Source organism: Alphaproteobacteria bacterium (genome assembly GCA_020638555.1).
Lineage (GTDB): Bacteria > Pseudomonadota > Alphaproteobacteria > Bin95 > Bin95 > JACKII01.
In genome coordinates this window covers 971,506-994,110 of the sequence record JACKII010000002.1, presented here as the reverse complement: position 1 = coordinate 994,110, position 22,605 = coordinate 971,506, and the positions used below count along the sequence as shown (strand labels likewise).

The following is a 22,605-nucleotide window of genomic DNA, read 5'->3' as shown; positions in this document are numbered from 1 at the left end:
GGTGTCTTCCCGATAGGCTTTGGTGCAATCGCCAAGAACCCCTCGGGAAGACACGCCATGATCAGCAAATTCGTCACCGTCTATCCCGGGCATGTCGACATGCCCGACTATGGCCAGGACAACACGCCCGCCAACGAGCGCCGCTTTACGAACGGCGAACTCTGCACCGTGTTCGAAAAGTCGGAGGCGGTGGCCAGGCGCATGGACCGGCTCGGCTGGGACACGCTCTGGATGGCCGAGCACCATTTCCAGCACGAGGGCTATGAGGTCATCCCCAACCTGCTGATGATGGCGGTGCATCTCTGCCACATGACCGAGAAGCTGAAGATCGGCTGCGGTTTCAACATCGCGCCGATGTGGCATCCGCTGCGCCTTGCCGAGGACTATGCCCTGGCCGACATCATGACCAAGGGGCGCACCGTGTTCGGCGTCGGCCGCGGCTACCACACCCGCGAGGTCGAGACCTTCGGCGCGCCGATGCAGGACCAGGCCGCCAACCGCGACCTGTTCGAGGAACAGGTCGAAATCATCTTCAAGGCCTTCAACACCGAGCGCTTCAGCCACCGGGGCAAGCACTACACCCTGCCGCCGCAGGTGCCCTATCGCGGCTACACGCTGGAGGACATCACGCTGGTGCCGCGCCCGATCCACCGGCCGGTGGAATGCTGGCAGCCGGTGGTGAGCGCCAACCCGCGCGGGCTGGACTTCATGATCCGCCACGGCATCAAGGGCGCGGTCGGCGGCGGCGCCGCGACCATGGCGGACGGCCCGATCCAGGCCTATCAGCAAGCCGCCCACCGGGCCGGCAAGGATCTGAAACTGGGCGAGGACCTGACCGTCGGCATCTTCTTCCACATCGCCGACACGGCCGAGGAAGCCTATCGCGCCATCGTGCCGCTTTATGAGGAGCACGTGAAAATGTTCGCGCCGCTGGGCTTCGTGCCCGGCATCGACCAGACACAGGTGGAGGCGACGCAGCGGCGGGGCGGCTGGTATGCGGCCGGCGTGCCCCGGGTCGATCACTATATGGAAAGCGGCGCCTGGTTCGCCGGCACGGCCGAAGGGCTGGTCGAGCATCTGAAAATGCTGGAAGAGCGCTATCCCGGCATGCAGCACATCAACCTCTCGACGCCGCTGACGACACCGAAGGCGATGATGCTGGAGCAGTTCGAGCGGGTCTCGGAACAGGTCATGCCGCATTTCGGGCACTGAACTCTCAATCTGAGTACGTGCACTGCCATGAATTCACTCAAATAGAGGATTACAAATCCTATGTCCCCTCGGATTACTTTTTCGTCCTCCAATCTTGGTAACATTCAAGCAGGTGAACTAAGCGCAAAGTTCAGCGCAGCAGGCGACCGGATCCTGCGCTACTATATCGATTTTCGTCACCTTGCACTTGATCTACACAAGGAATTGAGCGTTCCCGAACTATCGATTTTGCAAAACAAAGTCGATACGCTCATGGTGCAGTGGGACAAAAGTATGAAGCACATGTCAAGAAGAAAGACGTGGCCGCAGGCAAAGTATTGGCCGATGATATGACTATAGAGTCTGAAAAGCGGCGCGATCAACTGAAGAACACATTGAAACATACATTATCCGTAAATGATGCCGTCAATTGGGATGTTCTCAAAGACCACTCTAAGTTTGAACGCAAAGAATATCCACACAAACCAAGAAAGATCACACTATTCCCTCTCCCCCACCTCCGCTAAAAGTTAATTTATTTCAGGCTTTATTCGGTCAACGCAAGAAACTCGAACACAAATACAAAGGTAAACTTGACGATCACACGAAAGAAGTTAAACGCATTGAAATGGAGAATGCCGCCGCTCATGCCGAGTGGGCCAAGCATCGGGACGCGTGGAATGCAGCGCAAGATGCAGAGGAAGAAGAATTTCTCAACCATCAAGTCAATGAAAACGAAAAGGTCGACGCACTTGAATCTGCGTGGAGAAATGGCCAACCGGAGGCAGTTGAAGAACATTCCTCTATTGTTCTTGAAAATTCAGATTATGACGACGTTGTGCCAAAGCAGTGGGAGGTTCAATATGACCCTGAAGCAAAATTACTTTTGGCTGAGTACCTTTTACCCACGCCTGATAAACTTCCTATCACGAAATCCGTTCGCTTCGTTGCTTCAACCGGTGAGTTGAAAGAGACCAACATCAGCGAACGTGACAAGAAAGCTCTTTTGATGACCTTTGCTTTCAAATCTGCCTACGTACATTGCAGAGTTATTTGAAGCGGACAGCGCCAATAATCTTCAAAGTATTGCCTTCAACGGATGGACGAAATCGATTGATCGCGCCACAGGCCAGCAGGTGGCATCGACCATTCTCTCGATTTGTGGCAAAAGGAAGAATTTCAGCAATTAACCTGGAATTGATTGACCCTAAAGCCTGTTTCAAAGCTCTGAAGGGCGTTTCGGCGGCTTCGCTTGTTGGACTTACCCTGATCGCACCTATCATCGAATTCCAGAAAGCCGACAAACGTTTTTATCGACCCTCGCACCGTCGAAGTTGCGAACGATGGCACAACCAATCTGGCCGCAATGGACTGGGAAGAGTTCGACATTTGGTACGAGAGCTATTCGAGAAGGAGTTTGCATCTCGTGGAGGCGAAGTACGTGTAACGCAGTCCAGCAGTGACGGCGGCGTCGATGCTGTAGCCTTTGACCCTGATCCGATCAGCGGCGGCAAGATCATAATCCAGGCCAAACGCTACACGCGCACGGTTGGTGTCGCGGCAGTGCGTGATTTGTACGGAACGACAATGAATGAAGGCAATCAAAGGCATCCTCGTGACAACTGCCGACTATGGCCCCGACGCACACAAATTTGCTTCCGATAAACCGCTAACTCTTCTGTCCGGCTCGCACTTGCTGCATCTCCTAGAAAAGCATGGTGTTAAAGCAAAGATCGATCTGAAAGAAGCAAGAACCGAAATGGGCCTACGGAATTGAGATATATGTGAATGCGATGAACAGCACTATGGCAAGTCCGCTAAAGGAATGTGCTGCCAGCCTCACCAATCATAGACGGGCGCCCTTGCGGGCGCTCGCGCCGCGCCGCTACAGTCCCTGTCACGCCAAACCGCGCCCAACCGATACGAGGACACCGCCCCCATGGAAATCGGCGTCGCCTTTCCGCAGGTGGAGATCGGAACCGATCCCATCGTCATCCGCGACTTTGCCCAGGCCGTCGAGGGAATGGGCTTCCAGCACATTTCCTGCATCGACCACGTGCTGGGCGCGCGCGAGCCGAACGAGGTGCCCTGGTCGGCCAGCTACACCCGCGACCGGCAGTTCCACGAACCGCTGGTGCTGTTCGGCTTCCTCGCCGGTGTCACGACCAAGGTGCGCATGGCGACCGCCATCCTGATCCTGCCGCAACGCCAGACCGCCCTGGTGGCAAAGCAGGCAGCGGAGGTGGACGTGCTCTCCGGCGGCCGGCTGACGCTCGGCGTCGGCATCGGCTGGAACGAGGTCGAGTATGTGGCGCTCGACCAGAATTTCCGCAACCGCGCCCGCCGCTATGAGGAACAGTTCGAAGTGCTGCGCAAGCTCTGGACCGAGGAGCTGGTGACCTACAAGGGCCGGTACCACGACATCCGCGACGCCGGCATCAACCCCCTGCCGGTGCAGCAGCCGATCCCGCTCTGGATCGGCGCGTTCGAGGATGTGGCGGTGGAGCGGGCCTGCCGCATTGCCGACGGCTGGTTCACCAAGCCCTGGATGCTGCCGGACGACGACGGCAAAAAGGTACTGGACCAGGTCGATGCCTGGCTCGACCAGTACAAACGCGACAAGTCGAAGTTTGCGATCAATGCCGTGGCGCTGGCAAAGCGCGGCTCGGTCAACCAGTGGGTGGCGGATACGGAGGCCTGGCGCGAACAGGGCGTCAGCCACTGTACCTTCCGCACCATCGACGCGCCGTTCGAGACCGTCGACCAGCATATCGAGGCCTGCCGCACCTATGCCGAGGCGGTGGGGCTGAAGGGCTGACGGACGAATGGCGAACCGTCCGATCGACTTCGGCACCTTCCTGCTGCTGCAAACCCCGTCGGCCAAGCCCCCGCGGGAGGTGTTCGGCCGCGGCGTGGAGATCGCGCAGGCGGCCGACCGGCTGGGCTTCGACAGCGTCTGGTGCGCCGAGCACCATTTCTCCACCTACGGCTATCTCTCGCGCCCGCTGATGCTGGCCACCCATCTGGCGAGCCGGACCGAGCGCATTCGCGTCGGCTCGGCCGTGGTGGTGCTGCCGCTGCATCATCCGCTGGTGGTGGCGGAGGAAATCGCCACCGCCGACCTCCTGACCGGCGGGCGGCTGGATATCGGCCTGGGGCGTGGCTACCAGACCTATGAGTTCGAACGCCTGGGCTTCACCCTGGGCGAAAGCCGCGAACGCTTCGACGAGGGCGTCGACATCCTGCTGAAGGCCTTCGAAGGCCAGCCGTTTTCCTATCACGGCAAGCACTATTCCTTCGAGGAAACCAGCGTCTACCCAACGCCGGTGCAGGCGCCGCACCCGCCGATCTGGGTGGTGGGCCAAAGCCCGGAATCCATCGTCGCCACGGTGAAACGCGGCTTCAACCTGGTGTCCGGCGGCTTCGGCGTCTCCATCGAGCGGCTGGGCGAGTTCCGCAAGAGCTTCGACGCGCTGGCGGCGGACCCGGCGGTGAAGGCCGGCATCCGCATCAGCACGCAGCGGCCGGTCTATGTCACCCACGACGAGTCGGAACTGCCGGCGGTGGTGGAACAGGCGCGCTGGAACATGCGCGTGACGCTCAGCCTGCGCCAGGGGCTGGAGCGGGTCGAGAAAGGCCATGCCATCGCCGTGCCGTTCGAAAACGAGCCCACGACCGAACAGTTGCTGGACCGGTATTTCGTCATGGGCACGCCCGCAACCTGCATCGCCAAGCTGAAGCAATTGCAGGAGGTCATGGGCATCGACCATTTCAACGCCAATTTCTGGTTCGGCGACCTGCCCCAGGACAAGGTGCTGCGGTCCATGAACCTGTTCGCCGAGGAGGTGATGCCGGCCTTCCGGTGAGGCCCCCTCCTCCCTTTGTCCCGCTTCGGAGCACTGCCGCCATGACCGGCCCGCTGGAGGGCGTCCGCGTCCTCGACCTTTCCCGCTATGTCTCGGGCCCGCACGCGACCCAGATGCTGGGCGATTTCGGTGCCGACGTGGTCAAGCTGGAACCGCCGGGCACCGGTGATCCCAGCCGCCTCATCGACCGCATGGTCGGCGAACCCGACAGCCTGTTCGCCATCATCCTGAACCGCTCCAAGCGCAGCCTGGCGCTGGACCTCTACAGCGACGAGGGCAAGGCGGTGCTGCGCGACCTGGTGCGGGCGGCGGACGTTCTGGTCGAGAATTTCCGTCCGGGCACGCTGGAGCGCATGGGGCTGGGCTGGGAGGCCCTGCACGCACTGAACCCGCGGCTGGTGCTGGTGCGCATTTCCGGCTTCGGCCAGACCGGCCCCTGGGCCGAGCGCGCCGCCTACGACCCGGTGATCCAGGCGCTGAGCGGCTTGCAGGAGCTGACCGGCCCGGCGGACGGACCGCCGACGGTGGCCGGCACCATCATCACCGACTACCTGACCGGCCTGCACGCGGTCATCGGCATGCTGGGGGCGCTCCAGGCGCGGGAACGCACCGGCGAGGGCCAGTGGGTCGACGTCTCCATGCTGGACGGCACCACGACGCTGCTGAACACGGTGATGAGCGAATATTTCCTGTTCGGCCGGGCCAAGCGGCGACAGGGCAACAAGAACCCGGTCTCGGTGCCCTCGCACACATTCGCCTGCGGTTGCGGCGGCTATGTCCACATCACGGCGGCGAACGACGGCGACTGGCGCAAAATCTGCACGGTCATGGGCCGGCCGGAACTGGCCGACGACGCGCGCTTTGCCACCATGGAGGCGCGCAAGATCAACTTTGTCGCGTGCGAACGGCTCGTCACCGACTGGACCATGGGCAGGGACGCCCAGGAGGTCGAGCGCCTGCTGCTGGAACAGCGCCTCGCCACCGCCAAGATCGCCACCATCCCGGACGTGGCCGAGAACCCGCAACTGGCGCATCGCGGCCATTTCGTCGAGGTGGAGCACCCGATCCAGGGCCGGATTCCCGTCGCCGGGCCGGCAGTGCGCTTTTCCGGGACGCCGGTTCGCTCGGATTTTCCGGTGCCGGTGGCCGGCCAGCACACGGACGAGGTTCTGGCCGAATGGGCCGGCTATGACGCCGACCGGCGGGAGACGCTGGCCAAGGCGGGAGCGATCGGCCGGGCGGCCAACCATGATCAAGGCGGGAAGGCGTGAGCCGTAAGCGCTGCGAGCGCCCCACGTAGCGATCAGCTTGACGTTGACGCCCAGTTCCAGGGCAAGAGCTCGTCGAGACGGTCGTTGGGGTGGCCGTGGGCTATCGCTTCGAGTGTCGCTTTCAGATAGGCGAACGGTTCGACACCGTTGATCTTCGCCGTTTCGATCAGGGAGGCAATCCGGCCCCACGCTTTGGCGCCCTCGTCGTGGCCGGCGAAGAGTGCATTCTTTCTGTTGAGGGCAATCGGGCGCACGAGGTTCTCGACGGCATTGGAGTCGATCTCGACCCTGCCGTCGGTCAGGAAGGTCTGCAGTCCGTCCCAAAGGCGGTGGATGTAGCCGAGCTTTTCGCCCAGGCGCGATTTTGCGGACACCCGCGCGCGGGCGCTGGTCAGCCATTCCCGGAAGTCGGCGACCAGGTGCGCCGTTCGTGCCTGGCGCACGGCGAGGCGATGGCCGGCATCGGTACCGCGGATCTCGTCTTCGATCTCGTAGAACCCGGCGATGCGCTCGAGCCCTTCGCGGGCGATGGCCGAGCCGTCGCGTTCGAAGACCTCGCAGAGCTTGCGCCGCGCATGCGCCCAGCAGTGGGCGACAGAGAGCGGTGCGCCGCCCTTGCGTGACAGTCTGGTGAGCCGGTTGTAGCCGGCATAGCCGTCGATCTGGAGAATGCCGTCGAAGCCGTCCAGGAAGGTCTCGGCATGTCCGCCGCCGCGGCCGGGTGCGTAGAAGTAGACGACGCCCGGCGGGTCCGGGCCGCCCCAGCGGCGATCGTCGCGGGCCAGCGTCCAAAAATATCCGGTCTTGGTTCTGCCCTTGCCCGGGTCCAACACCGGCGCCGTGGTCTCGTCCATGAACAGCTTGGTCGACCGTTTCAGGTGCTCCGCCAGCCGGTCGACGACCGGACCGAGGTGGAAGGCGGCCTTGCCGACCCATCCTGCCAGCGTTGAGCGGTCGATTTGAATGCCCGAACGCGCCAGGATTTGGGATTGGCGATAAAGCGGACAGTGGTCGGCATATTTCGAGACCAGCACGTGGGCGATGGCGCCCTCCGTGGGCAACGCGCCTTCGATCAGCCAGGACCGCGCCGGCGCCTGCCTCACGCCGTCGGTGCAGGTCCGGCAGGCGTATTTCGGCCGGATGGTGACGATCACGCGCAACTGGGCCGGCACAATGTCGAGCCGCTCCGTGCGGTCTTCGCCGATCCGGTGCATGTTTCCACAGCCGCAGGGACACTCGAGGCTTTCCGGCTCGATCACCTCCTCGATCCGGGGCAGATGCTCTGGCAGGTTGCCAATGTTGCGGTTGACAGGCGCGCGCCTCGGGCGCGACGCTGAAGGCGTCGCGTGGGCCGCTTCCGAGGCGGCCTCGATCTCTTCGATCGCGACCGTGAGATCTTCAAACGCAAGCTGGCGCTCATCGGCAGTCAGCTTCTCCGACGTCCGGCCGTGCAGCGCATGGCGCAGTTCCTTGATCAGCGCTTCAAGACGCCGGTTTGATACCGCCAGGGCGGAATTGTCCGAGCTCAAGGCGGCAATCTGTGCCTGCTGCGCTTCGAAGGCCGCCCGATATTCCGGCGGTAGGACGCTCAGGTCGAGATCGCTTGGGGCAGCTGACATGCCATGGATTATACCGCCGGATCGCCGGCCCATGGCCTTCGCGATACCGCCTGACTCACTCCGTCGCCGCTATTCCGTGAGGAGCGGCGGGCGTACCCGCCGGCCATGGACCCTCCGCCAATCGAGCCCCTCGAAAAGAGCCTCAAACTGCGCCTTCGAAAGCCGCATCACACCGTCCTTGATCGCCGGCCAGGCGAACTTCCCCGCCTCCAGCCGCTTGTAGGTCAGCACAAGCCCGTTTCCATCCCAGACCAGGATCTTGATCCGGTCGGCGCGCTTGGCACGAAAGACCACGACGATCCCGGAATGCGCCTTCAGCCCGAGTTCCTTCTCGACATAGGCGGCCAGGCCGTCATGGCCTTTGCGGAAGTCGACCGGCTTGGTTGCGATCACGATCTTGACCGCCTGGAAGGGAACGATCACCGGGCGAGGCGCAAGGCGGCGGCGATCTCGGCGATCCGATCGGCCGGCGTGTCGGCGCCAAGACGGACCGTGATGCCGTCGGCCTCGATCTCAATCAGTACAGACGTTCCCGCCGTGCCTTCTTCCATGATCTCGACTGTGGCGAAGGCCGGAAGATCGTCATGCCCGATGGCAACGTCGAGTTCTCCCTTTCGCGCCAGGCCCCGCCAGGTCGACAGATGCTGCGGTGCCAGCCCATGGCTCCGGGCGACATCGCACACCCGTGCCCCCGGCTCGAAACTCTCAGCCACGATCCGTGCCTTCACATCGTCCGGCCAAGACCGACGGCCGGTCGGCCCCTCCAGAACCTCCATTCGCGTAACACGGTCGCGAACGTCGTCTAACAAACCGATGTCGTTTTGGTCGAAACGTTTCATCTCACGATCCTTCTCATCAGGATCGTTTCAACCGCTCCATCACACAATCAGCAACGTGGGGCGTGCGCATCGCTTACCGTGAGCCGCCGCTCGGGGTCGGATCAGCGACCGGCTATCGCCGCTCGGGGCCGGATCAGCGACCGGCTATCGCCTCCGCGACGGCGTCGGCGTCGTCGCCAGCGTGGTTGAGGCCGCCGCCGAAGCCGGCGCGGATGGCGCCGACAGCGTAAAGGCCGGGCGCAGCCGTCTCCCGGCCTTGATCCGTGACCAGCGCACCGGCCGCATCGCGCAGCGCCTCCGCGGGCGCGAGCCCCGCCCGAGGCGCAAGCCCGACGAAGACGAAGACGGCACGGGTGGGGATTATCTCGTCCGCGGCCGAGGCGGCGTCGCGGATGCGGACGGCGTCCACGCCGTCGGCGCCGAGGATCTCCCGCACCTCGCAGCCGGTGCGGATGGCCAGATTGGCAGCAGCTTCGGCGCGTTCCACGAAAACGGCGCGGGCGCGAGGGTGGTTTCCGCGCAGCAGCAGGGTCACGGTGCAGCCGATCTCGGCAAGATGCAGCGCCTCCTGGAAGGCGGAATCGCCGCCGCCCACCACCGTCACCGGCTGGCCCGCATACAGCCCGCCGTCGCAAAACGCGCATTGCGAGACGCCGAGGCCGGTCAGCCGGTCCTCTCCCGGCACGCCGAGGGTGCGGAGTGCGGCACCGGTCGCCAGCACGATTGCGGGGGCGGCCAGTTGCAGGTTCGGCAGGGACCAGAGGCCGTCGTCCGAACGCTCCAGGGCAGCGATTTCGCCCATCTGATAGTCGGCGCCGGCTTCCATCGCCCGGCCGAGCAGGTCGCCGGCGAGGTCGGCTCCGGAGAGGCCGTCAAAAGGGCCGGGCGCTTCGAGCACGCCGACATTGGTGATCAGCCCACCCAGATAGCCGTCATCCACCAGAGCCGCCTGGACCCCCTTCTCTGCCAAGGCAATCGCGGCGGAGAGGCCCGTGATGCCGGCGCCAATGACGATGGCCTGGTGGGTCTGGCTGGGCATGGTCGATGTCCTTCATGCACGGGGAACGGACGGTATCACAGGCCCGACGCCCCTGTACCCCGGAGGTGGCGGAGCCGCCGTCCGGGGCCGGTGTCCGCCCCCGGTCTCGCGGGCTGGCGCGAATTCTTTTCCCGCTGGCTCACCACCCAACTTCCCTGTCCTCGCGGAAGCGGGGACCCATGCCTGAGACACAAAGACAGAGTCCGGTTTCTGTGAGACGCTCTCAGGCATAGGCTCCCGTTTGCGCGGGAGAATGGGGCGGGAGAGTGGTTCAACCAGGACCAAAAGCGCCCTAGCGCTGCCCCACCGCCAAAAATCACCATTGCCCCCGGCTGCACGGCGCGTCGGTCGGGAGAGTCGGGCGGCGGAGACCTAGTCCTTCGCCCGCTCCACATAGGTGCGGTCGGTCGGGTTGACGACGACGCGCGTGCCGGAGGCGATGTGCGGCGGCACCATGATGCGGACGCCATTCTCCAGCACCGCCGGCTTGTAGGACGACGACGCGGTCTGCCCCTTCACCACCGGGTCGGCCTCGACGATTGCCAGGGTCACGCTCTTCGGCATTTCGACGCCGATGGCCGAGCCCTCGACCAGGGTCACGACCAGGGTCATGCCTTCCTGCAGGAACACCGCCGGCTCGCCGACAAGGTCGGCCGGAATGATGAACTGGTCGAAGGTCTCGTTGTCCATGAAGGTCAGGTTGTCGCCGTCGGCGAACAGGAACTGACACTCGCGGCTGTCGGTCATCAGCCGTTCGACCGTGTCGCCGGTGCGATAGCGGGTGTTGGTCTTGGTGCCGGTGTTGACATCGCGCATCTCGATGGCGATGAACGCATTGCCCTTGCCAGGCAGGATCAGTTCATAGTTGATCACGATCCACCGCCGCCCTTCGTGCTCGATCACATTGCCGGGGCGGATGGTGTTGGCCTGAACCTTCATCGTCTTCGACTCGCGGGTGTAAATTGAAAATCGCGACGCGGTTTAGCGGCAACCGGACCGGAACGCAATGAGACCGGTTGCGGCACGTGTGCCCATCCGGCGCGCGCTCGCCCGATATTTCGAGGCCGAGGGCCTGATTCCGGTGGAAACGCCGGCACTTCAGGTCTCCGGCGGGCTCGAACTGCATCTGGCCGCCATGCCGGCGGAGGTTCAGGGCGAGCGGCGCTATCTGCACACCTCGCCCGAGTTCGCGATGAAGCGGCTGGTGGCGCGCGAGCGGCGCGCGCTCTACCAGTTCGTGCCGGTCTACCGCGACGAGCCGCGCTCGGCGACGCACCATCCCGCGTTCGAAATGCTGGAATGGTACCGGGTCGGCCAGGGAATCGGCTGCCTGATCGAGGATTGCCTGCAACTCCTCCGCCGCGCGCGCCACGCCGCCGGCAGGCCGATGCTGGCGGAATGGGGCGGCGAGCGCTGCGACCTGGCCGCCGACCCGGAGGTGATCTCCTGCGCGCAGGCGTTCCAGCGCTATGCCGGCATCGACCTGGCAGCGGTGGCGGGCGACCGGGCCGCCTTTGCCGCCGCCGCGCGCGAGCGGGCCGGCATCGCCAGCGACCCGGCCGATGCCTGGGACGACATCTTCTTCCGCGTGCTGCTGAACCGGATCGAGCCCTGGCTCGGGATCGGCCAGCCCACCTTCCTCACCGGCTATCCGCGCGAGCAGGCGGCGCTGGCCCGCATGGACCCGAGCGAACCCGCCGTGGCCGAACGGGTGGAGCTTTATGTCTGCGGCCTGGAACTGGCGAACGGCTTCGGCGAACTCACCGATGCGTTCGAGCAACGCCAGCGCTTTGCCCGCGACCGGACGGAGAAGCAGCGGCTCTACGGCCAGAGCTATCCCTTGCCGGACAGCATGCTGAAGGCGCTGGAGCGCGGCATGGTCCGCACCTCCGGCATGGCGCTGGGCTTCGACCGGCTGGTGATGCTGGCGACCGGCGCCAAACGCATCGACGAGGTGCTCTGGCTCACGATGGAGTGACGGCCACGCTTGCCCGCTTCGGTGCAAACCGGCGGGCGCCGACATCGCCGGCGACGATCACCACCGCCGCCGCCGCCAGCACGATCGCCAGCGGCCAGGGCGTGCCGTCGTGCAGCACGGTCACGCCGGCAGAGCCGATCATGGCGCCGGACATTTCCAGAAAGCCACGCCAGGAGGCCGCCATGCCCGTCGCCGCCTTGGTCGAGGCCAGCGCCTGCAACGGCGCCACCGCATAGATCAGCGCCAGCGCAACCGCGAACAGGCCCATCGCCACCACCAGCGCGATGGCGGTCATGGCCTCCGCCGCGACCAAACCCAGGGCCAGCGCGCCGCTCGCCACGGCGGCGATGCTGCCGCCCCGCAACAGGCCCGCCCCGCTGATCCGCGACGCCACGCGGTTCACGGCGATATTGGTACAGAAGAACACGCCGACGATCACCGCGTGGTAGTAGCCGAACGCATCCGGCGGCACGCCCAGCTGGTGGATCAGCACGAACGGCCCCTCGGTCACATAGGCGAACAGGCCGCCCAGCGCCGCCGCGGGGCCGATGGTGTAGAGCCAGAAGGCCGGCACGCTCAGCGCCGCCCGCGCCTCCACCACCAGCCGCGAGGGCCGCAGGGCGCTGCGGTCCGGCCGGGCGGTTTCCAGCAGGAAGCGCCAGCAGGCCGCCAAGGCCAGCAGCGCCAGCCCGGTCAGCAGCCAGAAATTCGAGGCCCAGCCGAAATGCACCAGCATCTGGCCGCCGACAATCGGGCCGACCGCCGGCGCCGCCGCGATCACCATGGCGTAGATGGCGACGATCCTGACGCCGTCCTTCTCGCCATAGAGTTCCTTGATGACGGCCATGCCGATCACCGCCTCGCAGGCGCCGACCAGGCCCTGGCCGATTCGCAAGGCGATCAGCGACTCGATCGACCAGGCCAGGCCGCAGAGCACGGAAAACACGGCAAAGGCCGCCAGCCCGAACAGCATGGCCGGCCGGCGCCCGAACCGGTCCGACAGCGGACCGTAGAGCAACTGTCCCAGTGCGAATCCGGCCAGGTTCAGGGTCATGGTCAACTGCACCGTCTCCGCCGGCACGCCGAACACGACGGTCAGGCGCGGCAGAGAGGGCGTGTAGAGGTCGGTCGCCAGAATGCCGACCGTGCTCGCCAGCATCAGCACGGCGGGCACCAGCCAGCTTCGGCGCGGCGCGGAACCAGCGGCGGGCGCGGTCATGGAGGACGAACCTTCACTCGGAGACAACGACGCTGCTTAGGCCACCGGTCGCAGTGGGCACCAGCCCGCGTGACGCCGCGGCCTGCGCATGGTAGAAAAGCAATGAACAGTATTGTGGTATTCAGTTGTTCACAAAAGGTTATGCAGATGAAAGCCCTGTTCGACTACAACCGCTATGTAACCCGGTCCACCAACCCGGGGGCGAAGCGGCGCTTTCATCTGGTGATGATCAAGCCCAGCCATTACGACGACGACGGCTATGTCATTCAATGGCTGCGCTCCGCCATCCCCTCGAACACGCTCGCGGCCCTGAACGGCCTCGCCGAGGATTGCGCCCGCCGGCAGGTGCTGGGCGCCGACGTGGACCTGATCCTCACCACCATCGACGAGACCAACACCCGCGTTCGCACCGACCGCATCCAAAGGCTGATCCGGGAGTCCGGCGGAGAGGGTCTGGTCGCGCTGGTGGGCGTGCAGACCAACCAGTTCCCGCACGCCATGGACATCGCCCGGCCGCTGCGGGCCGCCGGCATTCAGGTGGCGGTCGGCGGCTTCCACGTGTCCGGCTGCATTTCCATGCTGCCCAAGCTGCCGCCGGATATTCAGGAGGCGCAGACGCTCGGCATATCGCTGTTCGCGGGCGAGGCCGAGGGCGGACGCCTGGACGAGGTGTTGTTGGACGCCCTGAACTGCTCGCTCAAGCCGCTCTACAACCACATGAACGACCTGCCGGGCATGGAGGGCGCGGAACTGCCCATGCTGCCGGCCGAGCATGTGCGCCACACCGCCGGCTCGCATACCAGTTTCGATGCCGGGCGCGGCTGCCCGTTCCAGTGTTCGTTCTGCACCATCATCAATGTGCAGGGCCGCAAGTCGCGCTATCGATCCGCCGACGACATCGAAGGCATTATCCGCGAAAACCACGCCCGAGGCATCGACCGGTTCTTCATCACCGACGACAATTTCGCCCGCAACAAGGACTGGGAGGCGGTGTTCGACCGCATCATCCAACTGCGCGAGGACGAGGGCCTGGACGTCCGCTTTCTGATCCAGGTGGATACGCTCTGCCACCGCATCCCGAACTTCATCGCGAAGGCCGGCCGTGCCGGTGTCACCCGCGTCTTCATCGGCCTGGAGAACATCAACCCGGAAAGCCTGGTCGGCACCAAGAAGCGCCAGAACAAGATCACCGAATACCGCACCATGTTGCAGATGTGGAAGGACGTGGGCGCCATGACCTATGCCGGCTACATCCTGGGCTTCCCGACCGATACGCCGGAGACCATTGTCCGCGACATCGAGATCATCAAGAAAGAGCTGCCGCTGGACCTGCTGGAGTTCTTTTATCTGACTCCCCTGCCCGGCTCGGAAGATCACAAGAACCTGGACGCCAAAGGGATCTGGATGGATCCCGACATGAACAAGTACGACCTGAACCACGTCACCACCGGCCATGCCCTGATGAGCAAGGACGAATGGGAACGCGCCTACCGCCTCGCCTGGCAGACCTATTACACGCCGGAGCACATGGCGACGGTGATGCGCCGCGCCGTGGCCAGGGGCATCTCGCCGGGGCGGATGATGCTGTTGCTGATCTGGTTCGACGGCTGCATCAAGCTGGAGGGCATCCACCCGCTGGAAGGCGGCTATTTCCGCCTGAAATTCCGCCGCGACCGCCGCCCGACCCTGCCGCGCGAAAGCATGCTGGCCTTCTACCCCCGCTATTGGGCGGAGATCGTCTGGAAGCATCTGCGCCTTGCCGGCATGATCTGGAAGATCGGGCGCCTGCGCAAACGCATCAAGGCCGACCCGAACGCCCGGTCCTATACCGACCTGGCGCTGACGCCGGTCAACGACGACGAGATGGACGCGCTGGAGATGTTCGGCATCAGCGACGCCGCCAAGGCCAGCGTCAACCGCGCCCGGCGCGACGCGAAGCATCGCTCGAAGCTGGTGGCGGCGGAATAGGCCGCCCGCCTCCCCGCTTGCCCGCAAGCGTCCGGCCCCTTACATAGGGCGCTCCCGATTTTCCGTCTGACAGGACAGCCCCCATGCGTGCCGAATCCCAAGCCATCGTCGACGAAATCCGAGATGCGCTCGCCCTGCTCCGGAGGCATCTTTGACTGGGATAACGCCCTTGTTCGCATCGACGAACTGAACGCCCTCGCCGAAGACCCCGACCTCTGGAACAAGCCGGACAACGCGCAGAAGCTGATGCGCGAGCGCACGCGGCTGACCGATGCCATCGACGGCTATCGGGCGCTGGAGAACGGGTTGGAGGACGCGATCGGCCTGATCGACCTGGCCGAGGAAGAAGGCGACCAGGAAACGCTGGCCGAGGCGGAAGCCGACCTGGAAGGGCTGCGGGCCCGGGCCGAGCAGGCGCGGCTGCAATCCCTGCTCTCCGGCGAGGCCGACCCGAACGACGCCTATCTGGAAATCCACGCCGGCGCCGGCGGCACCGAGGCGCAGGACTGGGCGGAAATGCTGCTGCGCATGTACTCGCGCTGGGCCGAACAGCACGGCTACAAGGTCGAATTGCTGGAAGAAAGCCCCGGCGAAGAAGCCGGCATCAAGTCCGCGACCCTGAAAATCGTCGGCGACAACGCCTATGGCTGGCTCAAGACCGAGTCGGGCGTGCACCGGCTGGTGCGCATCTCGCCGTTCGACAGCCAGGCGCGGCGCCACACCAGCTTCTCGTCGGCCTGGGTCTATCCGGTGATCGACGACTCGATCGAGATCGAGATCGAGGAAAAGGACCTGCGCATCGACACCTATCGCGCGTCCGGCGCCGGCGGCCAGCACGTCAACCGGACCGAATCCGCGATCCGCATCACGCACGAGCCGACCGGCATCGTCGTGCAATGCCAGAACGACCGCTCGCAGCATCGCAACAAGGCGACCGCCATGGAGATGCTGAAGGCCCGCCTCTACGAGCGCGAGTTGAAGATGCGGGAGGAACAGGCGAACGCGGTCGAGGCCGACAAGTCCGACATCGGCTGGGGCCACCAGATCCGCTCCTACGTGTTGCAGCCCTACCAGATGATCAAGGACCTGCGCACGGGCGTGGAGACCGGCAACAGCCAGGCGGTGTTGGACGGCGACATCGACCAGTTCCTGGCCGCGTCGCTGGCCGAGAAAGCCGGCGCCAAGCGGGCCGGCGTCGAGTAGGCGCTGTTCCCCGGAGGGGGCGAAGCCGCCATCCGGGGCCGGCGTCATCCTTCGAACACCGCAAGCGACCGTGTTCGCAACAGCGACCGATCCCGGCCCGCCGCTCCGCAGCGGCCGGGAAACACCCGGCGCAATCGAAAGCTGATATTCCCCGGAGGGGGCGAAGCCGCCATCCGGGGCCGGTGTCATCCTTCGAACATCGCAAGCGACCGTGTTCGCGACAGCCACCGGTCCCGGCCCGCCGCTCCGCAGCGGCCGGGACACGGGGCCTCGGATTACGTCAGTGATCCGCTGGCTTTCAGCACCGCCGCCAGCCCCTCGCGGTAGGTGGGATAGAGCAGGCTCACGCCCAGTTCCCGCTTGATGCGCTCATTCCGCACCCGCCGGTTGTCGGCATAGAAGCTGCGGGCCATCGGCGAGAGGTCCGCCTGCTCGAACGACACCTCGGGCGGTGGCGCGATGCCCAGCAGGCGGGCGGCATAGGCGTTGACGTCGGCGGTCGGGGCCGGCTCGTCGTCGGCGCAGTTGAACACCGGGCCGGCCTCCGGCCTCGCCATGCCGGCGCGGACGATGCAGACGATGTCGTCCACATGAATGCGCCCCATGGCATGGCCGGGCTTGACGACGCTCTGCGCACCGGGCGCCCACACCCGGTCCAGCGTGCTGCGGCCCGGCCCGTAAATGCCGGCAAGGCGGAACACCTGCACCGCCACCCCCGCGGATCGCCCCCAGTCGAGCCAGGCCTGCTCCGCCGCCAGCCGTCGCCGCGAGCGGGCGGCCGTCGGCGCCGGAGGGGTCGTCTCGTCCACCCAGGCGCCGTCGTGATTGCCATAAACGCCGGTGGTGGAGAGATAGCCGACCCATGCCAGGCTCTCCAGCCCGGCCAGCGCGTCCGCATGCAGGCGCAGCGCCGGATCGCCGGCGTCGTCGGGCGGAATGGAGGCGACGACATGGGTGACGCCCGCCAGCGCCCCGGCCGGCAGCGGCGCCGTGCCGTCGAATGCCAGGCGGTTGGGGCCGGGGCCGCGGCCGGTGCCGGTGACGCGCCAGCCGTCGGCCTCCATGGCCCGGCGCAGGTGCGTGCCGGTGAAGCCCTCGCCGAAAATCAGCAGATGGCCGGCCATGCCCATCCTCCTCAGCCGAGGTCGAGGTCGATCCAGACCGGCACGTGGTCGCTCGGCTTTTCCCAGCCGCGGGCTTCGCGGTGAATGCCGGCGGCGCGCAGCGACGGCTTCAATGGCTGGGTGACCCAGATATGGTCGAGCCTGCGGCCCCGGTCCGAGGCGGACCAATCGCGGGCGCGGTAGGACCACCAGCTATAGAGTTTCTGCTCGGCCGGAACGAAATGGCGCACCGCATCGTGCCAGCAGATCGCCGCCTGAACCCCGTTCAGGCCGTCCACCTCCACGGGCGTGTGCGAGATCACCTTCAGCATCTGCTTGTGCGACCAGACATCGGTTTCCAGAGGCGCGATGTTGAAGTCGCCGACCGAGATGGCCTTCAGGCCCGCTTCCGGCTTGCGGCCGCCCCAGTAGTCCGCCAGTTCGGCGACGAAATCCAGTTTGTGCTGGAATTTGTCGTTCTCCACCGGGTCCGGCACGTCGCCGCCGGAGGGGATGTAGTAGTTGTGCAGTTCGGTGCCGTCGGCGAGCCGGGTCATGATGTGGCGGCCGTCCTCCTTACCGCAGAAGCCCCGGACGTCCGTGCCGGCAAACGGCTCCCGCGCGATCGTCGCGACGCCGTGCAACCCCTTGATGCCGTTCACCGCCTGGTGCGGAAAGCCGGCCTTTTCCAGCGCCGCCGCCGGAAATTCGGCGTTCTGGCACTTGATTTCCTGCAGGCAGACCACGTCCGGCTGCAAGGCCTCGATCATTTGCAGCACCAGCGGCAAGCGCAGGCGGACGGAATTGATGTTCCAGGTGACGATACGCACGGGGTCGGGCCCTTCGGTTATGCTGGCAGTCAGGCCGACGCTTCGATATGCGCCAGCAGATGGGTGAGGCAGTCGTCCGGCCGCTCGAACAGCATCATGTGGCTGGTGCCGGCCAGATGCACCAGTTTGGCGCCCGGCACCCGCTGCGAGGCCAGCCACTGCATGCGCGCGGCCCAGCTGGGCGGGCCGCCGGCCTCGGGCGGGTCGCTCGCGACGAACAGGGCCGGGCAGCGGAAGCGGTCGACATAGCGAAAGGTGGAGCTGTTGAGCGTCATGCGATAGCCCGCCGCCTCCACGGCAGGGTCGCAGGCCAGTTCCCAGCCATCGCCATCGGACTTGCAGCGCAGCGTGGCGCGCGCGTGCGCGGCCATCATGCCCCGGTCCCAGTCGGCGAAGTGCGGGTTGGAGTCGAGGCGGGCGAAATACGCCTCCGGGCTCTCCCACTCGCGGCGACGGCGCAGGGCGCCGTTGATCAGGCCCTGGGAGAGTTCGCCGGAAAGGGCGTGCTCCGGCAGGTCCGCCGTCGGCGAGATCGGCGGCTCGAACAGGCTGGCGCTAGCAAATGGCATCCGGTCCAGCACCGCGCCGAGGCGAAGCGCCGCCAGGCCGGACAGGGAATGCGCGGCGAAGTGCAGCGCCGCCCCCTGCCCCACCTGCCCGCGCACGGCCGACACAATGCGGGCGAGGTCCTCCGCGAAAACGTCGATATGCGTGCTCTCCGCCAGCGGCTCGCGCGGTCGTGCCGAGCCGCCGTGACCGCGGGAGTCGTAGGCGAACACCGGCATGTGCTCGGCCACCCGTTGCAACCAGGGCAGATAACTGCCCGCGGCAAAGCCATTGGCGTGACCGAACAGCAGCACAGGGCCATCCGCATTTGGCCCATCCGCATTTGGCCCATCCGCATTTGGGCCGTGCAGACGGTACAGGCGCAGGCGCGTGCCGTCGCAACCATCGACCCAGGCGGCGGTCGCGGCGGTGTCGGGAATCGAGGGGGGAATCATCGGTGCGTCAGGCAGCCTTGCGCTTCTCGCCGCGGGCGAAGGCCTGAACCGCCTCGCCGAACAGCGCGAACAGGTCGTGGCTGAGGCGGTCTTCCTGGTACAGCGCTTCCGGATGCCACTGCACGCCCAGCACATAGCCGGCGGCGTTCGGGGCGGAAATCGCCTCCACCACGCCGTCGTCGCTCACCGCCTCGACCATCATGTTCGGGGCGACGCGGTTGACCGCCTGGGCGTGCAGCGAATTCACCAGCACGCGGTCGCCGCCGACCAGCTTGTTGAGCACGCCGCCCTCGGCCAGCGTGACCCAATGGGCGAGCGCCACCTTGCGCTCGAACGACGCCGCCTTGTCCGAGCGGTGGTCGCGCTTGCCCGGCTCCCGATGCAGGAACTGGTAGAGCGAGCCGCCCAGGGCGACGTTCAACTCCTGAATGCCGCGGCAGACGGCGAACACCGGCACCCCATGCTGCACCGCCAGCCGGATCAGCGGCAGCGTGGTGGCGTCGCGGAACGGGTCGTGCTTGATATCGGGGGCCGCGCGCGGCGTGTCGTAGTGGTGCGGCTCGACATTCGAGGGACTGCCGGTCAGAACCAGCCCGTCGATACGGGACAGCAGGTCTGCGTGCTCCCATTTGTCGCCGAGGGCGGGGATGATGACCGGCATGGCGCCGGATACGTCGTGAATGGCGTGCATGTAGCGCTCATTCGCGGCGTGGTAGTTCAGAGTGGAGTGCATCTCGCGCAAACACGCGGACACGCCGACCACGGGCCGGGGCATAGGCGGAAACTCCATCGCTGGTAATCGGTCTCATTATATGCCACGCAACATCGGATTCGGCAATTGGAGGATCGGGAATGGCAGCCATGACACACCGAATTATCGTGGCGGTCTGGCTGACAGCGGCGCTGACCGCAGCAACGGCGGCCCATGCCGAGGCGCCGAAATGCGCCACAACCCAGGCGGACATGAACCGCTGCGCCAGCGCGACCTTCGCAGACGAGGATGCCGAACTCAACCGTCGCTACCGCCAGGCGCTGAAAGACGCCCGCGATGACGAGGCCCGAAGCCTTCTTCGCACCGCACAACGCGCCTGGGTTGCCTTTCGCGATGCGGAATGCCGGCGCCAGGGAGACAGTGGCCGCGGCGGCTCGATCCGGCCGCTGCTGGAAGCGGGCTGTGCGACGCGGATGACACGGCAACGCCTGCTGGAATTCACGGTCGGCCCGGAAGAGCCGCCGCCGGGGCTGGAAAACGGCATTGCCCTGGCCCGGCTTCTCGACCGCGCGCCGGCGGACCTGCGCACGGGCATCTACTGGCTGCCCGAAAGCATCCAGGAGGCGGACTTCAACGACGACGGCGTGTTCGACCTCTCTGCGGTCGGTCTGCGGCCGGCCGATGCGAAGGGCGAGGGCGGGAGCGTCCATGTCCTGTTCCTGCCGGGCGGGTCGGACCGGCTGTTGCGCGCCTCCATCGCCATCGGCGGTTCCGGGCTTTGCGCGCCGCCCCAGTCGGTGCGTCTCGACTATCCGGAAAGCGGGGACGCCCCCCTGATCGTGATCGAGGACGGAGCCTGCAAGCCGTTTCGCCTCGGCCTGACGGGCGGATCGGCGCCCGCCCTGCTGCTGCGCCACTAGCCCGCTCTCCGGCCGGGCGGCGCATCGGACTTTACCGCTGGGGCAGGGCGTTGCATGGTAGGCCAAACAAAACACACCCGATGGGAGCACGCCAATGCCCGACACCATCGTCCCGGCGTCCGAAACGCTGGCCCAGCCGCTGCACTGGCCCGGCGAGGGGCCGACCCGCGTGCCCTACCGGGTGTATCACGATCCCGAAATCCTCCGCCTGGAGCATGAGCGCATCTTCCGCGGCCCGGTGTGGAACTATCTCTGCCTGGAGATCGAAATCCCGGAGAAGGGCGATTTCCGCACCACGTTCGTCGGCGAGATTCCGGTCATCGTCACCCGCAACCGCGACGGCCAGGTCCACGCCATGGTCAACCGCTGCGCCCACAAGGGCGCGCTGGTCTGCCTGCAGGAGCGCGGCAACCGGCAGCGGCTGTCCTGCGTCTACCATTCCTGGAATTACGACCTGACCGGCCAGTTGCGCGGCGTCGCGTTTCAGGACGGCTTGCGCGGCAAGGGCGGCATGCCGCCGGACTTCGACCTGAAACAGCACCGGCTGGAGCCGCTGCGGGTCGCGGTCTACCACGGCGTCGTCTTCGGCACCTTCTCCGATGACACGCCGCCGCTGGAGGACTATCTGGGCGAGATGGTGTGCGGCATGATCCGGCGCAACTTCTCGCGCCCGCACAAGATCATCGGCTATCACTCGCAAATCATTCACAACAACTGGAAGCTCTACGCGGAGAATGTGCGCGACAGCTATCACGCGACGCTGCTGCACACCTTCTACACCACCTTCAAGATCAACCGCCTGGACATGGACGGCGGCATGGTGCTGGCCGACCCGATCCCCTGGCATTCGCTCTCCTACGCCAAGCGCTCCACCATTCAGGAGGACGAGGGCTACAAGGAGGTGCGCTCGGCCCAGTTCGACGAGACCGCGCTGCAAGGGCCGGAATTGCTGAACACCTTCCACGAGTTCGACGACAACATCACCCACATGATCCAGAGCAACTTCCCGAACCTGACCTTCCAGTTCACCCTGAACTCGTTCGCGGTGCGCCATTTCGTGCCGAAGGGCGTCGGCAAGACCGAGTTGCACTGGTATTATCTGGGCTATGAGGATGACACGCCGGAACAGGCCGACATGCGCATCGCCCAGGGCAATCTGACCGGCGCCGGCGGTCTGGTCAGCCTGGAAGACGGCTGCATCAACGAGTTCGTGCAGCGCGGCTCGCACGGCAGCGAGGACGAGGCGGAGTTCCTGGAAATGGGCGGCAAGACCGCCGAGACCTCGGAGGGCAGCCGCGCCACCGAAACGGCCATTCGCGGCTTCTGGACCGGCTATCGCCAGATCATGGGTTTTTAGGGCCAAGCAGCATGACCATCACGCCGGAACTGCAACAGCGGGTCGAAGACCTGCTGGCCGACTATGCCCAGGCCATCGACGACGACAATGTCGAGGCCTGGCCGGATTTCTTCACCGACGACGCACTCTATCTGGTCACGACGCTGGAGGCCGAATCGCGCGGCTATCCCATGGCGATCATGCGCTGCCAGGGCATCGGCCAGATCCGCGACCGGGTGACCGCCTTGCGCAAGGCCAACATTTTCGAGCCGCACCACCACTGCCACATCCTCTCGCGCCCGCGCCTGACCCGCGCGGAAGACGGTTCGATCCGCGCGCGCTCGGCCATGCTGATCTACCGCACCATGGAAACCGGCAAGCAGGATTGCTTTGCCGTCGGCCGCTATCAGGATACCCTGGTCGAGGTTGACGGCGCCCTGAAACTCCGGGAGCGGCGGGCGATCCTGGACACGCGGCAGGTCGACGTGCTGCTGGTCTATCCGCTGTAGT

Annotated in this window: 19 protein-coding genes and 2 pseudogenes; 11 read left to right on the top strand and 10 right to left on the bottom strand. The window is 65.5% G+C overall.

The genetic code is table 11. The features are described 5' to 3' along the window. Positions 1 to 57 precede the first annotated feature (57 nt). The 5 genes and pseudogenes from H6844_10480 to H6844_10460 all read left to right on the top strand — a co-directional run bounded on the left by H6844_10480 (position 58) and on the right by H6844_10460 (position 6,328). On the top strand, positions 58 to 1,212 hold the full coding sequence (locus tag H6844_10480) for an LLM class flavin-dependent oxidoreductase (GenBank protein ID MCB9929824.1): 1,155 nt from the start codon (positions 58 to 60) through the stop codon (positions 1,210 to 1,212). 60 nt (positions 1,213 to 1,272) lie between these two features. Then, positions 1,273 to 2,968, top strand: a pseudogene (locus H6844_10475) (restriction endonuclease). Positions 2,969 to 3,130: 162 nt separating this feature from the next. Beyond that, positions 3,131 to 4,009, top strand: coding sequence for an LLM class F420-dependent oxidoreductase (locus H6844_10470; protein MCB9929823.1), 879 nt, complete (start codon positions 3,131 to 3,133; stop codon positions 4,007 to 4,009). A 7-nt stretch (positions 4,010 to 4,016) separates the two neighbouring features. Then, positions 4,017 to 5,057: an LLM class flavin-dependent oxidoreductase gene (locus H6844_10465; GenBank protein ID MCB9929822.1), complete on the top strand. Its 1,041-nt coding sequence runs from the start codon at positions 4,017 to 4,019 to the stop codon at positions 5,055 to 5,057. Between the two features lie 41 nt (positions 5,058 to 5,098). Further along, entirely contained in the window at positions 5,099 to 6,328 is a 1,230-nt protein-coding gene (locus H6844_10460) for a CoA transferase (protein MCB9929821.1), read from the top strand. Positions 6,329 to 6,360: 32 nt separating this feature from the next. Here H6844_10460 and H6844_10455 read toward each other — a convergent pair whose 3' ends face one another. The 5 genes from H6844_10455 to efp form a co-directional block, all read right to left on the bottom strand. Further along, positions 6,361 to 7,947, bottom strand: a complete 1,587-nt coding sequence (locus H6844_10455; protein MCB9929820.1) for an IS66 family transposase — start codon at positions 7,945 to 7,947, stop codon at positions 6,361 to 6,363. A gap of 69 nt (positions 7,948 to 8,016) precedes the next feature. Continuing rightward, positions 8,017 to 8,370: an IS66 family insertion sequence element accessory protein TnpB gene (gene tnpB / locus H6844_10450; GenBank protein MCB9929819.1), complete on the bottom strand. Its 354-nt coding sequence runs from the start codon at positions 8,368 to 8,370 to the stop codon at positions 8,017 to 8,019. Next, the gene (locus tag H6844_10445) at positions 8,367 to 8,786 is read right to left on the bottom strand and encodes a transposase (GenBank protein MCB9929818.1); all 420 of its coding nucleotides are present in this window, start codon (positions 8,784 to 8,786) and stop codon (positions 8,367 to 8,369) included. Before H6844_10445 ends, tnpB begins: the two co-directional genes overlap by 4 nt. A gap of 133 nt (positions 8,787 to 8,919) precedes the next feature. After that, positions 8,920 to 9,825, bottom strand: a complete 906-nt coding sequence (locus H6844_10440; GenBank protein ID MCB9929817.1) for an FAD-dependent oxidoreductase — start codon at positions 9,823 to 9,825, stop codon at positions 8,920 to 8,922. A 372-nt stretch (positions 9,826 to 10,197) separates the two neighbouring features. After that, entirely contained in the window at positions 10,198 to 10,764 is a 567-nt protein-coding gene (gene efp / locus H6844_10435; protein MCB9929816.1) for an elongation factor P, read from the bottom strand. Positions 10,765 to 10,831: 67 nt separating this feature from the next. Between efp and genX the strand changes: the two genes are divergently transcribed. Then, positions 10,832 to 11,803, top strand: a complete 972-nt coding sequence (gene genX, locus H6844_10430; GenBank protein ID MCB9929815.1) for an EF-P lysine aminoacylase GenX — start codon at positions 10,832 to 10,834, stop codon at positions 11,801 to 11,803. On the opposite strand, the gene H6844_10425 is transcribed toward genX, so the two are convergent. Beyond that, the gene (locus H6844_10425) at positions 11,790 to 13,022 is read right to left on the bottom strand and encodes a multidrug effflux MFS transporter (GenBank protein MCB9929814.1); all 1,233 of its coding nucleotides are present in this window, start codon (positions 13,020 to 13,022) and stop codon (positions 11,790 to 11,792) included. The genes genX and H6844_10425 overlap by 14 nt on opposite strands. A 225-nt stretch (positions 13,023 to 13,247) precedes the next feature. Here H6844_10425 and H6844_10420 point away from each other — a divergent pair, with 225 nt between their 5' ends. Then, positions 13,248 to 14,990 carry a radical SAM protein gene (locus tag H6844_10420; GenBank protein ID MCB9929813.1) on the top strand — a complete coding sequence of 581 codons (1,743 nt, stop codon included), beginning with the start codon at positions 13,248 to 13,250 and terminating at the stop codon, positions 14,988 to 14,990. Positions 14,991 to 15,073: 83 nt separating this feature from the next. Further along, positions 15,074 to 16,193 (top strand): peptide chain release factor 2 gene (prfB, locus tag H6844_10415; GenBank protein ID MCB9929812.1). Its coding sequence is split into 2 segments (ribosomal slippage): positions 15,074 to 15,142 and positions 15,144 to 16,193, totalling 1,119 coding nucleotides; the frame shifts between segments, so codons are not numbered across the junction. A gap of 275 nt (positions 16,194 to 16,468) precedes the next feature. Here the strand turns inward: prfB and H6844_10410 are convergent. From H6844_10410 to H6844_10395, 4 genes are read right to left on the bottom strand one after another with little or no spacing between them, the layout of a single operon-like run. Continuing rightward, positions 16,469 to 17,317, bottom strand: coding sequence for an SDR family oxidoreductase (locus H6844_10410; protein MCB9929811.1), 849 nt, complete (start codon positions 17,315 to 17,317; stop codon positions 16,469 to 16,471). A gap of 11 nt (positions 17,318 to 17,328) precedes the next feature. Beyond that, positions 17,329 to 18,126: an exodeoxyribonuclease III gene (locus tag H6844_10405; GenBank protein ID MCB9929810.1), complete on the bottom strand. Its 798-nt coding sequence runs from the start codon at positions 18,124 to 18,126 to the stop codon at positions 17,329 to 17,331. 29 nt (positions 18,127 to 18,155) lie between these two features. After that, positions 18,156 to 19,127 (bottom strand): alpha/beta hydrolase, encoded by a 972-nt coding sequence (locus H6844_10400; protein ID MCB9929809.1) that lies wholly within the window; start codon positions 19,125 to 19,127, stop codon positions 18,156 to 18,158. 7 nt (positions 19,128 to 19,134) lie between these two features. Then, positions 19,135 to 19,902 (bottom strand): gamma-glutamyl-gamma-aminobutyrate hydrolase family protein, encoded by a 768-nt coding sequence (locus H6844_10395; protein ID MCB9929808.1) that lies wholly within the window; start codon positions 19,900 to 19,902, stop codon positions 19,135 to 19,137. An 86-nt stretch (positions 19,903 to 19,988) separates the two neighbouring features. Between H6844_10395 and H6844_10390 the strand changes: the two are divergent. The 3 genes and pseudogenes from H6844_10390 to H6844_10380 all read left to right on the top strand — a co-directional run bounded on the left by H6844_10390 (position 19,989) and on the right by H6844_10380 (position 22,604). Further along, positions 19,989 to 20,243, top strand: a pseudogene (locus tag H6844_10390) (DUF1311 domain-containing protein). A 610-nt stretch (positions 20,244 to 20,853) separates the two neighbouring features. After that, a complete protein-coding gene (locus H6844_10385; protein MCB9929807.1) occupies positions 20,854 to 22,116 on the top strand; it encodes a Rieske 2Fe-2S domain-containing protein in 1,263 nt (420 codons plus the stop codon). Positions 22,117 to 22,127: 11 nt separating this feature from the next. After that, positions 22,128 to 22,604, top strand: a complete 477-nt coding sequence (locus tag H6844_10380) for an aromatic-ring-hydroxylating dioxygenase subunit beta (protein ID MCB9929806.1) — start codon at positions 22,128 to 22,130, stop codon at positions 22,602 to 22,604. Position 22,605 lies beyond the last annotated feature (1 nt).